Annotated in this window: 12 protein-coding genes and 1 pseudogene; 3 read left to right on the top strand and 10 right to left on the bottom strand. The window is 69.0% G+C overall.

Annotated elements, in window-relative coordinates; all coding sequences use genetic code 11:
• Positions 1 to 189: 189 nt before the first annotated feature.
• Positions 190 to 345, bottom strand: a complete 156-nt coding sequence (locus ACIQRL_RS35485) for a hypothetical protein (RefSeq protein WP_401339373.1) — start codon at positions 343 to 345, stop codon at positions 190 to 192.
• A gap of 276 nt (positions 346 to 621) precedes the next feature.
• Here ACIQRL_RS35485 and ACIQRL_RS35480 point away from each other — a divergent pair, with 276 nt between their 5' ends.
• A complete protein-coding gene (locus tag ACIQRL_RS35480; protein ID WP_401339371.1) occupies positions 622 to 984 on the top strand; it encodes a hypothetical protein in 363 nt (120 codons plus the stop codon).
• Positions 985 to 1,147: 163 nt separating this feature from the next.
• Here ACIQRL_RS35480 and ACIQRL_RS35475 read toward each other — a convergent pair whose 3' ends face one another.
• The 7 genes from ACIQRL_RS35475 to ACIQRL_RS35445 all read right to left on the bottom strand — a co-directional run bounded on the left by ACIQRL_RS35475 (position 1,148) and on the right by ACIQRL_RS35445 (position 7,155).
• Complete coding sequence (locus tag ACIQRL_RS35475; protein ID WP_401339369.1) at positions 1,148 to 2,644, bottom strand: HupE/UreJ family protein; 1,497 nt, start codon at positions 2,642 to 2,644, stop codon at positions 1,148 to 1,150.
• On the bottom strand, positions 2,641 to 3,855 hold the full coding sequence (locus ACIQRL_RS35470) for a DUF3500 domain-containing protein (protein ID WP_401339367.1): 1,215 nt from the start codon (positions 3,853 to 3,855) through the stop codon (positions 2,641 to 2,643). Before ACIQRL_RS35470 ends, ACIQRL_RS35475 begins: the two co-directional genes overlap by 4 nt.
• Before the next feature lie 605 nt (positions 3,856 to 4,460).
• Complete coding sequence (locus ACIQRL_RS35465; protein WP_401339366.1) at positions 4,461 to 4,763, bottom strand: hypothetical protein; 303 nt, start codon at positions 4,761 to 4,763, stop codon at positions 4,461 to 4,463.
• A 337-nt stretch (positions 4,764 to 5,100) separates the two neighbouring features.
• Complete coding sequence (locus tag ACIQRL_RS35460; protein ID WP_401339364.1) at positions 5,101 to 5,385, bottom strand: hypothetical protein; 285 nt, start codon at positions 5,383 to 5,385, stop codon at positions 5,101 to 5,103.
• Entirely contained in the window at positions 5,382 to 6,044 is a 663-nt protein-coding gene (locus tag ACIQRL_RS35455; protein WP_401339362.1) for a hypothetical protein, read from the bottom strand. Before ACIQRL_RS35455 ends, ACIQRL_RS35460 begins: the two co-directional genes overlap by 4 nt.
• Positions 6,041 to 6,523: a hypothetical protein gene (locus ACIQRL_RS35450; protein WP_401339360.1), complete on the bottom strand. Its 483-nt coding sequence runs from the start codon at positions 6,521 to 6,523 to the stop codon at positions 6,041 to 6,043. Before ACIQRL_RS35450 ends, ACIQRL_RS35455 begins: the two co-directional genes overlap by 4 nt.
• Before the next feature lie 191 nt (positions 6,524 to 6,714).
• Positions 6,715 to 7,155 (bottom strand): hypothetical protein, encoded by a 441-nt coding sequence (locus ACIQRL_RS35445; RefSeq protein ID WP_401339357.1) that lies wholly within the window; start codon positions 7,153 to 7,155, stop codon positions 6,715 to 6,717.
• 224 nt (positions 7,156 to 7,379) lie between these two features.
• Here ACIQRL_RS35445 and ACIQRL_RS35440 point away from each other — a divergent pair, with 224 nt between their 5' ends.
• A complete protein-coding gene (locus tag ACIQRL_RS35440; RefSeq protein WP_401339355.1) occupies positions 7,380 to 7,631 on the top strand; it encodes a Smr/MutS family protein in 252 nt (83 codons plus the stop codon).
• A gap of 330 nt (positions 7,632 to 7,961) precedes the next feature.
• Here ACIQRL_RS35440 and ACIQRL_RS35435 read toward each other — a convergent pair whose 3' ends face one another.
• Positions 7,962 to 11,222, bottom strand: coding sequence for a lectin (locus ACIQRL_RS35435; RefSeq protein WP_401339354.1), 3,261 nt, complete (start codon positions 11,220 to 11,222; stop codon positions 7,962 to 7,964).
• A gap of 1,257 nt (positions 11,223 to 12,479) precedes the next feature.
• On the opposite strand from ACIQRL_RS35435, the pseudogene ACIQRL_RS35430 reads away from it, so the two are divergent.
• Positions 12,480 to 12,626 (top strand): annotated as a pseudogene (locus tag ACIQRL_RS35430) (IS630 family transposase); the annotation flags it as partial.
• Between the two features lie 17 nt (positions 12,627 to 12,643).
• Here the strand turns inward: ACIQRL_RS35430 and ACIQRL_RS35425 are convergent.
• Complete coding sequence (locus ACIQRL_RS35425; protein ID WP_401339352.1) at positions 12,644 to 12,874, bottom strand: hypothetical protein; 231 nt, start codon at positions 12,872 to 12,874, stop codon at positions 12,644 to 12,646.
• Between the last annotated feature and the right edge of the window lie 187 nt (positions 12,875 to 13,061).

Here is a 13,061-nt window from a genome sequence, read left to right as displayed (position 1 = left end):
GACCGATCCGTCCGCCGCCGGTCTGCTCCACGGCGACCAGCAGACCGACACGGTCCGGGACGGAAAGCGGCTCTTCCCGGTCGGGGCTGCGGCCCGGCTGGGCACACGGCTGACGATCGGCGCCCACTCAGCCTTTCTCGCCGCGTTCCTCCTCGTCCCCGAACAGACGGCGCGCTCGCTCGGCGATACCTACCGGTCCAACCGGCGGATCAACTCCTGTGGAGTGTCGTCGGGGTGGACTCGCCGCAGGCGTTCGACGTTCTTCATCGCCAGCGGCTGCTGGGCGACCAACGCCTTGTCGAGAGCCTGCTGGATCAGGTTCTTGGCGTCATCGGCCTTGCTCATGGGGGTTTCTGGTCCTCTCGGATGGCGAGCGCCTTTTGGGCATCGATGTACGGCCAAGTCTCGGGCCAACCCCGGCTGTACGGGTGGGTACGTCGATTCTGTGATGCGGGTCCGCCACTTCTTCGACGAGTCGACCGGGGGCGGGCGAGGATCCACACGACCACGGGTCGGGGACCGAACACTCACTCAGGTCATCGGTCGCGGACAGTCCTGCCCGCCGGTTCACGGGGCTTCGCATGTGGTGAGCCTGTCTCGGCACGCTCGAATCACCCATACTTGAGCTTCGTCGCCGCCAACGCCGTCGCCATTCCATGCAGTTGGGCCCGAAGCTCGGCAGCGCTCGTCCTGAGCACCTGGTTCTCCAGCGGCGAGGGGTCGACGCCGTTCCTCGCAGGCTGTCTGCGCGCACCCGTCAACCGACGCCAGGCGGGCACCCACGCCTCCAGTTCGGCCAGGGTCGACATCCGGCGCCTTCAGGTACTCCAACTCCCCCTGGAGGAGCAGGCCGTGTACGCCGAAATCTTCCGCCGCCCAGGGCTCAGGGGCTTCGAGACGCCTCTGACCCGGGCGGGCTCCCTCGGCACGGGGGTGGTGGGGGACGTGAGCGATCGGCTCGCGGCAGGCGTGCTGACCGCCTGACGCGTGGCCGGGTCCGGCACCGGCCCGTCGCCGTCGCCGAATCGCGGTCCGAAACCCCAAAGTTGCCGCGTCCGGCCGGTCCCCGACGGCCGTGCCGGCGCAACACTCCTCGACGTCGACCGTCACATCGGAGCAGGCACCGGTGATCCGGACCGCGGCGCAGTCAGCCGCCCGTCATCTCCGCCTGTTCGACCGGTCCCTGATCGGCTGCCCCCAGAACCCGACCGGCTCTCTCGCGCGGGCTGGGTGGAAGAGCCGCTCCAGGTGCGGCCTCCGCCTCCGGCCGCGACCGTGGCCATAGCCCGAGGAAGACACCACCACCCTGTTCGACTTCCGAGCGCCACCGGGTGGACAGTGCCCAGCCGATGCAGGCCACCGCCGACAGCGCGAGGGCGGCCAGCATCAGTGTGGTGTGGGATCCGGCGCTGTCGGCCGTCCGGGCGACCGGGTTGGGCAGGCCGAGCCGGTCGGCCAGCCAGCCGACGGCCGCCGTGGCGGTGAGCAGCGCCCCGCCCACCCGGAGCGCGGGCTGCACCCTCAGCCGCGCCGTCACCAGCAGCGCGGGCAGCGCCAGGCAGACCAGCAGCAACTGGACCAGTTCGATGCCCAGGTTGAAGCCGAAGAGGCTGAACACGAGTTGTCCGGTGGACAGATGCATCTCGGCGAGCACGAAGGAGAACGCCATGCCGTGGCCGAGGCCGAAGACGCCCGCGACCACCGCTTCCCGGCCCGGGAACAGAGGGCGGATCGCGTGGACGGCGCCGACGAGGATGCTGACGGCGATGAACGCCTCGACCGGTCGGCCGGGGATCTCCAGGCGACCGAGGGCGGTGGCGGCCAGAGCGACGGAATGGCCGACGGTGAAGGCGATCGTGACGCGGCCTATGCGTCCGAGGGCGGCGCGGGCGCCGACCAGACCGTGCCAGCGTCGCCCGGTGGCCCGCAGCGGTGCGGGCAGGAGCAGGATGAGCAGGAACAACAGGTGGTCGGCACCGGTGAGGATGTGCTCGCCGCCGAGTTCGGTCATGGCCAGGAAGCCGCGCCAGGTGCTGCCGTTCCCGAGGTCGACGGTCAGGGGCGGGACCTTCATGTGCCGGATGTCGAGGCTGACGGTGCCGACCTGGGTGGCGCCTCCGCCGCCGACCCGACCGGCGGCCCAGTCCTGTCGTACGGAGACCAGCGCCACGTGGGTGACGACCTGGTGGACGATCACGTCGTAGTTCAGGGTGAAGTGCCGCACGTCACCGCCGGGCGGAGGCGTGAGCACCGCCTTGGCGACCAGCTCGCGGTAGGGGCCGGTGGAGGTCTGCTCGGCGCGGCTCAGACTCAGCGCGCCGATGGCGACCCGCCACGTTTTCCCCTGGAGGGTGACCGGGCGGATGTGCCGGCCGAGGTAGGCACGGATGGCCGTCGCGTCGGCGGGCAGAGCGGCCGGTTCGACGCTGTTCAGGTCGATCCCGCTCGCCCGGGAGAAGTCGTCGACCGGCAGTTCCAGCCGCGCGGTGACCGATGCCTTGTACACGTCGAGCTGGACCACCGAGTGCGGCATCGGGTGCGCGGCGGCCGGCGACGCCCCGAGCAGGAGCGCCGCCGGTGCCGCGATCGCGATCCCGGCCACCAGGCGTAGTGCTGTGGTCAGCCAGTTCCGCGGTCGGGTCATGAGAAGCTGAACTCGCTTCCGTAGTCGCGGGTGTGGTCCCGGTACACGGAGTGGTAGTGGATCTGGCCCCGGAAGACGACTCCGCTCTGGCAGACGAACTCGATCCAGAGGCCGGGGCCGTCGATCCGCACGTAGTCGCCCTGGGTGTCCAGGCCGGTGCCGCCGGAGTAGCCGACGTAGGTCTGGTTCAGCTCGTGTTCGTACGTCTTCATGAGCCGCTTCGCGGTGGCGTCGTCCACGTTGGCGACCCAGGGATGGATCGCCCGCAGGACCAACTGCTTCTGCTTGGGCGTGAGCGAGCTGACCGGGATGCCCTCCTTGGTCTCCGGGAACTGGCCGTCCTTGCCCGGTCCGAGGAGCACGTCACTGAACGATTCGGACAGCTTGGCCTTCGTCAACTGCTCCGTGTTCAGGCTGCCGGTCAGCGCGAGCAGGCCGTTTCGCTGCTCGGCCAGGGGCGTGTACGTGGTGCCGTCGTCCGCGGTCCAGGTGGTGGGCTCGACGCCGATGAAGAACGGGCTGCCGCTCACCGGCTTGCCGTCCCGGTAGGTGATGTTCACGGCGAGGTGGTGGCCACCGAAGTGCAACTGCCAGGTGCCGTCCGCCGAGGGGGTGCCCAGGAACGCCATGAAGTAGACGCCGCTGCCGTAGCCGAACGCGCCACCGCCACCGCCGCCAGGACCGCCGGACGGCGGGGTGCCCGTCGGAGCGTCGCTGCCGGTCGGAGCGTCCGTGGCCGTCGGGGCGTCGGTGGCCGACGAGCTCGGGTCCGCGGAGGCGGACGGGTCGGCCGAGGTCGTACCGGACGCGCTGTCCGTAGGCGCCGGCGCGGAGGCGGAGCTGGAGTTCTGTGCCGCGTCGAGTACGTCGTCAGCCTTGATGACCTGCGTCATCTGGTCGTACCCGGTGCCCTTGCCGCCGCCCGTGGCGACCTTCAACACCTTGATGGCGGCAGCGAGTTGAGTGTCGGTCAGGGAACCGAGCCGAATCCCGGGCCGGCAGGACGAGCCGCACGGCAGGTTCGACCACGCCGTCGCGTTCGCCTCGGAGAAGTCCAGCAGCACCTCCGCCTGCTGGTCGGCGTCCAGTGTGTTCAGGAACGCGTTGGCGGCGCTGACCACGGCCTTCGCGCCGGTGGCATGCTGGTCGACAGGGCGCTTGACGCCTGCGGCCGATGTACCGGCCCGCACATCCGTCGAGGCATTTGCCACAGCAAATCCCCCGCCGACCAGCGCGATTGCGGCGACGACGCCGCCTATACCTCGCCAAGTCCGTCGCGTGCGCACTCGACGGGTTCTTTCTCTGCTCACGAACCACTCCTTTGAACCTGGAATGACGTCCCGGCCGTACGGGCAAGCACCCATGGGCCGGCTTCGAGATGACTCCGTCCGGGTGGATACCGGACAATGCCTCACATCCGCGAGCCGCTCGTCAGCGGTTGCGGGCAGGGCCGAAACACACGAAAGGCCTCCGGCCGCCTCCGTGCGATTGTTGACAACATTATCAACGAACTTACTGAAATCTCAACGCACCGTCAGATGGACAGGGCATTCTTGAGTCACACACAGAAAGGCGTGAACTCGCGGAATTTGCTTATGTATTTGACAGGCTGCTCTTATCGCGCAAATAGAGTTTCCTGTTAGGCGGGCAATCCGTGCGCGGCAGGTCGGGCGGACACCGTGCGGCCCGACGCGGGGCCGGCATGGGAAGCGACCCGGGGATGGCCGCGCATGGGAAGCGACCCGGGGATGGCCGCGCATGGGGCGGCGCGGGGATGGCCGCGCGTGGGGCGGCGCGGCCACCTCGTCCCGTGCGGTCAGCCGACGTCGACCTTGAAAGGGCTTCCGTTACGCACGCCCAGGACCGCCCTCACGACCAAGGGATCCGACGAACCGTCCACCGTGAACTCGGCGCTCCCGATACCCAGGCGGGCGGATTTCTGCCCGCGGTAGCGGAAGTACACGCCCATTTCGTGCGCACCCGGGGCGACCGGAATTTCCGTCGTCCCCCACTGCGCCCGCGATTCGGTCCCGTCGATGTCCACGAATGGGCGGGTGAAGGCCAGATGGAAAAGGCGGGCTATCCACGAGGGGCGAATCTCGACGCTCAGTCGGGTCATTGCTCGATCCTTGTCGTTGTATCCCCCAGCAACGCGCAGCGCGGCGAGGCCGGTTCGTCACTCGTCGGCGACGCGCCCGTCCGGCAGGACCTGGTTCCGGCCGCGCCCGGGGCGGCGACCCACTGGTGGCGAGAGTTCCCCGGCCCGAGCGGATCGAGCACCCCTCGATCCGCTCCTCGACGCGTTCCTCGGCGGTGCTGGACGACATACCGCGGTCTCGGCCCATCGTTGTCCTGCCCTGCCAGGCCGGCCAACGCTCCTAATTTCGGCGCGCGTTGTAAACACGGATCCTGCGGCAGAACTGGATGGACCGCCCGCGCCGACTCACTGTTCCGGCTCACTGTTCCGGCTCACCGATGAGGACGATGCCGCGGGCGAAGGCATCGAGATCGGGGAGGGCTCCGTAGAGCCGGCCCAGTTCGTTGGTGAAGGCGACGAGGCGGATGTCGGCGGGGCGGGTGGTGGTGCGCCAGTAGTAGGTGAGGACGCCGACCAGCCCGTCAGGCAACGCGACCCACTCGGGTCCCGGATCGCCGACCTCCAGCCCGTAGACGGAGGAGGCGTGCGGCCAGTCGCCGGGCTCGGGCAGCAACGAGGGCATGCTGGAAGGGAAGTCGGTCATCGGACACCCCGGAGGTTCTTGACTGGTTGAGACATCTCGGCGTCACCGGCCGAACGCCAGCGGAACGTGGTCATCACGGCGTCGAAGAGATCGACGAGCAGCAGGGACAGCTCACCATTCACGTCCTCCGCGCCGACGGTCGAGAAGGCGACGGTCAGCCATCGCGACGCCTGCCCCGGTACCGGCACCTGGTAGTCGACGCTTCGGGAGGGGAACTCGACGCCACGCCCGGGGTCGGCCTCTGCGGTCCGCTCAGTACGCACGGCGGGCGCACCGTCGAGGTCCACGACCTCCCGCCCGTCCCCGGAGCCTGCCAGAAGCAGGGCCCTCTCCTCCGCACCGGAGTCATCGGCTTCGGCCAGGCGGGTCTCCGACACCAGGATCGAGGCGGGAACGGATATGCCGTGCATCAACTCGACCGGCAGGTAGAGGTCGAGCCCGTCGGCCTCCCGGGCATCCGCGATGCGCTGCCACAGCCGTGCCTCGAGATCCCGCCGGTAGGTGAACACCTCGTCGCGGGGCATGCCCTCGAAGGCATGGTCGAGAACGCGCTTCAGGCCTCGCTCGGTGCCGCGGCGGAGCGGGATCTGACGCCAGCCCGGTGGAAGGACAAGGGCGTACGACGTCGGGGACGCCGGCGCTTCCTGAGCGGCGCTCACCGTACGGTCCCCGACTTCTCAGGCTTGTTCCGGGCTGCTTGCCCGCGCGCGGTTCGGCGGGTGAGGGCGCCGTGGACGAGAATGCCGACGGAGGCGGCGCAGGCCACGAAGGCCACCCAATAGGCGATCGCCCAAGCGCCGCCCATCGCGCCGGACACGGACGCGGCCACGCACCCGCTGATCAGCGTGAACAGCCCCCCGACCAGCCAGAAGTGCGGCGGCGGCGCGTCGGCGTCAAGCGTGAGCGGCAGGGAGCCGTCGAACACACCCTTGCGCGAGTTGCGCAGCAGATAGCCGACGAAGCCCTTGGCCGTCTTCGGCCTGGGGCCCGGCTTTCGCTTGAGCAGTTCGGGTGCGTGCCAGAGGAAGGTGGCCGGGAGCGTCAGGAGCCAGCAGATGACCCATCCGGCGAGGAGCATGCTCTCGGCGGCTCGGCTGCGGTGGTCCGCCCCCAGCAGCCACAGCCCGAGCGCCAACACGCCGGCCCATATCCAGAACCCGAGGAAGCTGCACGTCAGAAGGACATACGCATACTCACGGATGAGCGGTGGCAGGGGGCGCCCTGTCCCTCCTCTCGCCATGTCCTGCTCCGCCGCACGCCTCGAAAGCTCGGCCTCGATGGGCGAGCGCTGGGTATTACCGGCTTCTCGTCCTGCCATCCTGACGATCCTCACCACGTTGGTCCGGTCTCGACTGTTGCCCAACTCTTGGCGTCCGTCCAGAAGTTGTTGGCTCCGAAGTACGGACCGACCATCCCGAACGCCTTGTCGAACGTGTCCACTGCCGTCCCCGCGAAGAACGCGCCCTGACTGAGCCGAATCGCCCCCACGCCCTTCGCGATCTCCCCCGTGATCCGCGAGGACTCCGGGAACCGCGACGCCGCCCCGCCGAGATACGCCTTCAGCGAGGCGGCCTCCGGGCCGCCTCCGGCGAGGTTCCTCAACGCGTCCGCCTTCGGCAGCGCCTGACCGGACAGTGCCTTCGCATCCGCCAGCGCGCCCTTCTTCGCCGCCCACATGGCCTTCATGCCATCGCTCATCGTCTTCCGGGCCGCATTGAACTCCTCGCTCCCGCGCACGCCGGTCTTGAGGATGCGCCCGGCCTTGGACACACCGCGAGTGTCTCCTGAAGCGCGTGGCCCTGCGCGGTCTTGGCCGGGAGCACGGAGACGTGGATACGCAGGAGAAGACGGCGGCTGCCCCGGTTCCCGGAGTTCTCGCGGATCACGGGACCCGCGGAGTGGGACGGGGGTCGGGGGGATCGCATACGCTGCGACCGTACGACGAGCCCCCACGGGGACCCGGCGCCGCCCGGCGACCGTGCGCATCGGAGGCGATGGCCCTGCTCACCCTGGATCTGCACCCGATCTTCCGCAACGATCGCGACATCGATGTGGCTCTGCGGCAGACCCTTTTCAAGGCCGCCGCCACCGGGGTCGGCATCGTCCAGATCATCCCGGGCAAGGGGACAGGCCAGTTGAAGAAGCGGGTGCTGGCCGTGCTGGCGCAGAAGCACATCAAGAAGCTCTACGCCCGCGTGGAGACGGATCCGACCAACGCCGGCCGGATCCTGGTCCACCTCCGATGACCTCGGCCGACCGACGCGCCGGCAGCAGCCCTCCGGGCGGACATCGGCATCTTCTGCATCGGTTGACCCGTCTCCATCACAAGGCGGGTGTGGGCGAGGACATCGGCATCCCGCCACGGACGACCATCTTGTGACCGATTGGGCCCGCAATCGGATTCCCTGCTCCTCCCCCGGCGGCATGCCGCCGGCCAGTGGGCTGCGGTTTGCGTTCTGCGGGCGGGTGTCGGCCGAGGGCCGCCAGGACCCGGTCCGGGCTCGCACGCCCGGCCGGGCCGGTTCCCGGGCGTGAGCCCGGGAACCGCCCCTTTTCGTCAGTGCCTGCAGTGCCTTTTACTGGCCGAAGCCGTACGAGAACAGGTGGTCGGTGCCCGTCGAGCCCGTCACCGGCAGCGTGACCGACGCCACCTGCTTGGACGAATCCAGCGGGACCTTCGTGGCGAAGACGTAGGTCTTCACGCTGTCCCGGCCCCCACTCCCGGTGTTCCGGTAGGCCGTCGCGGCGGCCGTCGTGTCACCCGGAAGCGGCTTGCTCGACCCGGCGTTGAGTGTCCAGTCCGAGAAGCCGACCGTCGCCTGGGAGGTGGTGCCGTCGGTGTAGGTGACGGTCACCGTGCCCGAGACCCCGCTGCTCGGCGCGTTGGTCGCCGTGCCCAGCAGACCCAGCGACCCACCCGACGTGCCGGCTGGCATCGAGATGGTCTGGCCGGCCATCTCCAGGTTGTCCAGCTGACCGGAGGTCACCGTCGGCCAGGTGTAGGAGATGCCGTCGACCGTGAAGGTGGAGCCACTCGTGATGCCCGCCGCCGCCAGCGCGTTCTGAGAGAAGGCCCAGCCGCCGCTGTCGAAGCCGCCCGAGAAGCCGGCGCCGTCGGGGTAGATGCCCTCATTGGTGTCGTACGGCCACAGCGCCCCGGCCTTGGCCACGGCCACGCGGAGGGTCGCCCCGGTCAGCGCCGCACCGGTGCCGTGGTCGGTCAGTGCGAAGGTGACCGGGAACGTCCCCTCGTTCGCGCCCGCCGTCACATGGACCTTCGCCTCGGCGCTGCCCGAAGCGGGCAGCGTCAGCGAGCCGGACGCCGTGTCCAGCGTGACGCCGGAGGGCACTGTCGCCTTCCAGTCGACCGTGACGGCCTCGCTGCCGAGGTTGGTCAGGTCGAGTGTGCCGTCACCGGTCGTGCCCGGCTGGAGCACCAGACCGTCGCTTGAGGGACCGGTCGCGGCCAGCACCCGGCCGCCGCCCGTGGTGTCCGACGGCGGCGCCGCCGACGGGTCGGACGCCCAGGACGTGTTGGGCTGGGTGCCGAGCGTGAAGTCGATGGTGCCCGCGCCCTGGAACTTCTGGTAGGTCAGCCAGGAGGTCTTCCACTCTTTGCCCTTGACGTCGAGCGACTGCACGTACGGCGCGTCGGGCGCGGCCTGCGGCGCGTTGATCCGCACCGTCTTGCCGCCTGCGAAGGTCACCTTGGCCACCGGGAACGCCGGGCTGCCGAGCGCCAGTGTGTCCGTGCCCGGGGTCTCCGGGTACATGCCGAGCTCGGACCAGACGTACCAGGAGCTCATCGCGCCGAGGTCGTCGTTGCCGAACGAGCCGACCGGAGCGTTGAAGTACAGGTGCTGCTGGGCCTCGCGGACGGCCGCCTGAGTCTTCCACGGCTGGCCCGTGTAGTCGTACTCCCAAGGGATCTCCACGCTGGGCTCGTTGCTCAGGTCGGCATTGGTGTTGCCGGGGTCCGTGATGTTGTCGAGCAGACTGTCCAGGTAGGACGAGTACGCCTTGTCACCGCCGCGCGCCTGGATGAGCTGTTGCAGATTGAACGGGACCATCGGCGTGTACTGGGCAGACGTGCCCTCCACGAAGCCGTTGGAGGTGCCAGCGGTGAAACCGCCCGCGAACTGCCCGTCCTTGTTCTTGCCCTGCATGTAGCCGGTCTGCGGGTTGAAGACGTTCATCCAGTCCTGGGCGCGGGTGGCGAACTTCTCGTGGACGGCCGTCTCGCCCAGCGACTTCGCGAAGGCGGCGATGGCGTAGTCGGCGGAGTCGTACTCCAACTGCGTGGAGACCGGGCCGTAGAAATTGCAGCAGCCGTAGTCGTTCTCGTCCAGCGGGAGGTAGCCCTTCGCGTCCCGCACCGACTCGCCGGGGCGGTCGTTGTTCGGGACGGTGGCCTCGTGTTGCAGGGCGGCCAGCGCCTTGTCCGTGTCGAAGCCCTTCGCGCCGAAGGCGTACGCGTCGGCGATGATGCCGGCGGCCGGGTCACCGACCATCACGTAGCTCTCGCCGTTGTTCGAGGCCCACTTGGGCAGCAGGCCCGTCTGGTCGTAGCCGTTGAGCATCGAGGTGACGACGTCACCCGCGACCTTGGGTTCGGCCATCGCCATCAACTGGGTCTGGGAGCGGTAGGTGTCCCAGCCGGAGTAGTTGGCGTACTGGGCCTTCTGCCCCTTGGCCAGCTTGTGGACCTGGTTGTCCATACCCATGTACTGGCCGTTGTCGTCCGAGAAGACGTTCGGGTGCAGCAGCGCGTGGTAGAGCGCCGTGTAGAACTGCACCTGCTGGTCGGAGGACCCGCCGCCCACCTGGATCTTGTTCAGCACCGCGTTCCAGGCGTCATGGTTGGCCTGCTCGACGGCGTCGACGTTCCAGTTCCTGATCTCGGTGGTGAGGTTGTCCGCCGCACCTGCGTCACTCGTATACGAGATGCCGACCTTTGCGCTCACCGTGGGGTTCGAGGAGGTGTCGAAGGTCAGGTACATGCCGTTCGCGCCGGTCGTGGGAGGCTGGGCGGTCTTGCCCGCGGCGGGCGACCGGGGTGCCGCGCCGGCGCTCGATGACGGGGACGGCGTGCCGGAGGCCTTGTCACCGCTCCCGTGGATCGTCGGGGCCGGCTTCGCCGGGACCGTGAAGTGCTTCTCCTTCAGCGGCGCGGACTTGGGCGCCTGAAGGGTCTGTTGGACCTTGCCCGCCTTCAGCGACGTCGCATCGGGGTTGACGGTGCCGCCGACCCAGGTACCGCTCGCGGTGAACGGCTGGTCGAACTTGATGTCGAAGTGCAGCGTGTACCTGTTGCTCGCGCCGCAGAAGTGACCGCTGTCGATCGCGCCGCTGATCTCCTTGCTGTTCACCACCTGGACGCGGGTTCCGTCCACCTGCGTGGCGCCCCCGCTCAGCTTGAACAGCAGGTTCGCCTGCTGGCCCGCGGGAAAGGTGAAGGTGCCCAGCCCGGCGCGGGTGGTGTCGGTCAACTGGGTCTTGACCCCGTTCGCGTCGGTGACCTTGTAGTGCCCGATGCCGGCCTGCTCGTCGTCGTGGCTGAAGCCGACAGACGCGCTGCCGAGGTTGCCCGACAGCGCGCCGGTCACCGGCAGGACGGGCAGGTCGCCCGCGACCGGGCAGCCGGGTCCCGAAAGGTGGGTGAGGCTGAAGCCGGAGATCTTGTTGTCGTTGTACTCGTAGCCGCCGCCCTCAGCACGGTTGGGCGTCGTGTCGGGACCCCACTGCACCATGCCGGCCGGCATGTCGGGGCCGGGGAAGGTGTCCACCGCACCGGAGGTGCCGATGAGGGGGTTGACGAGGGAGGCGGGGTCCGTCACTAAGGCCGGCGTCGGGGTGCTCGCGGCATGGGCGCTCCCGATCGCCGGAAGCGGAAGGGCGGTCATGCCCAAGACGCAGATCACGGCGAGGCGTTGACGGAGTCTCTTTCGGTCACGTGGCACAGCTGAGCGTCGGGGTCTCACCATCGTTTGCCTCCGCAGCAGTTCGTGCTTCGCACATCAGGTGGCGGCGCGCCGGAGAAAGCCGGAACGCCGGCGACAGGCAGCAGTTCCGGTCGCTCCCGCGGCCTGACAACGTTGCCATCCACGAGTGTCGAGTGAAACGCGTGCGCTTGTGGCATGTCAACGAGGCCAGCAAGACTTTCTGAGCGCGAAGTTCACAGACGGGCACGTTCGGCGCCACCACCCCGGGCCCCGAGCGCCGCGGGCGGGACCGGCGAGCGGCTCCGCGCCCCTGGCGGACCCTGCGGCCGAACTCGGCCAGCCGTTCGACACGAGCCCGTGCCGTCGAGGACGCAGGCCGGCCCCGTGCGTTGGAGTTCCAGCGGTAGCCGATCGACAAGCCGTGGCCGTGGGCTCTCCGGTCCGACGGCGGTGCCATCGCGATCCGGACAAGGTCCGCGATGGCGAACCCGGCTTCCCGGTCCCGGGGGGTGAGGGCTTCCGGGGCCGGGACGTCGGCGATCACATAGAGGTCGACGGCGTGGAACCCGAGCGCGAGGGCAAGGCCGTCGAGCCGCGAATCCAGCGGCGGCGTGCCCGATACCACCGAACGGAGCTCGGTCTCCGAGTGCTGGAAGGACAACTGGGCAACTTCGGGGCCCCGTTCACTCCGAGCGACCGTGCGCTCGCGGCGGGGTCGCGGCACGAGCTACCGTCGCAGGTGCGTGCCTGGTACGGGCAACCAGCGCACCGGGTGCTCCAACTCGGCCGGCGTCTCCCCTCCGGCAGGCGCGAACCCTGCCGCATGGCGAGATCCGAGCCGTCCCGCAGACCCGCTCAGTGCGGGGATCAGGCGGTGCAGGCCACTACCCCGAGGCAGGCGATCATGTCGGGCGGCACGGGGGCCCGGCGTTTCGGCCGGCGCGGACCGGTGAGGTGCCGGCACCGGGCGGCCCGGCAAGGGTGTGCAGCCGCTACGGCCTTCCACCCACGCGGAGTTGACCCGGGCCGACCCGAATGAACTCAGTTGGTCTAGTTCTCTTGACGGAGGATCCCGCGGGCTGTTTGGTATGCACCAAAGCCCTTCGCGGCCCACCCCCACCACTCCCTCCGATGGGCACCCCCGAAAGGGTGACCCGGGCCTTGCACGCCTACCTGCGCTGGCGCAACGCCAATGCCCGCCACCGCGACGTCCTGGCCGCCGAACGACGTGAACGCGCCCGCATCCGCAGCGAGAAAGGCATCCGCTGGGGTGGTCGGCCCCTGTCAGCGGCGGCCTGATCCGGCTGGAAGGTGAGTCACCAAGACTGTTTGGCGGCGTTTGCCCGATAGCGTTCCAGTACGCCAATGGACAGTGCCAATGCGGCCATCAGCCCGAACTCGATCGAGTTCGAACCACCGCTGTGCTCTCGCTCCCAGATACGGAATCCGACCAGCAGGACAACGACTCCGAACAGCACGATCTGTATCCACCTGATGGCCACGGCCCGCTGGCCGTGGCCATCAGCGTTGCTGTCTCTTTTGCGCACCGGGGCTCCTCTGCTTCTGTAGTGCGCCGACTGTACTGGTATAGGAAGCCATCGAAACGACCCAACCCGGTGAACCTTCGCGGTCACAGCACTAGTAGGACTCCGTTAGGTCTTCCTATCAGTGCTGATCAAGAGCATGTTGGGTGTGTGGACGCACATGAAGTGAACCGTGTCCGGGCGACGTTGG

The organism is Streptomyces sp. NPDC091209, assembly GCF_044757755.1.
GTDB lineage: Bacteria > Actinomycetota > Actinomycetes > Streptomycetales > Streptomycetaceae > Streptomyces.
Note: the sequence above shows the minus strand (reverse complement) of the source record. Positions and strands in the feature narration are given on the sequence as shown.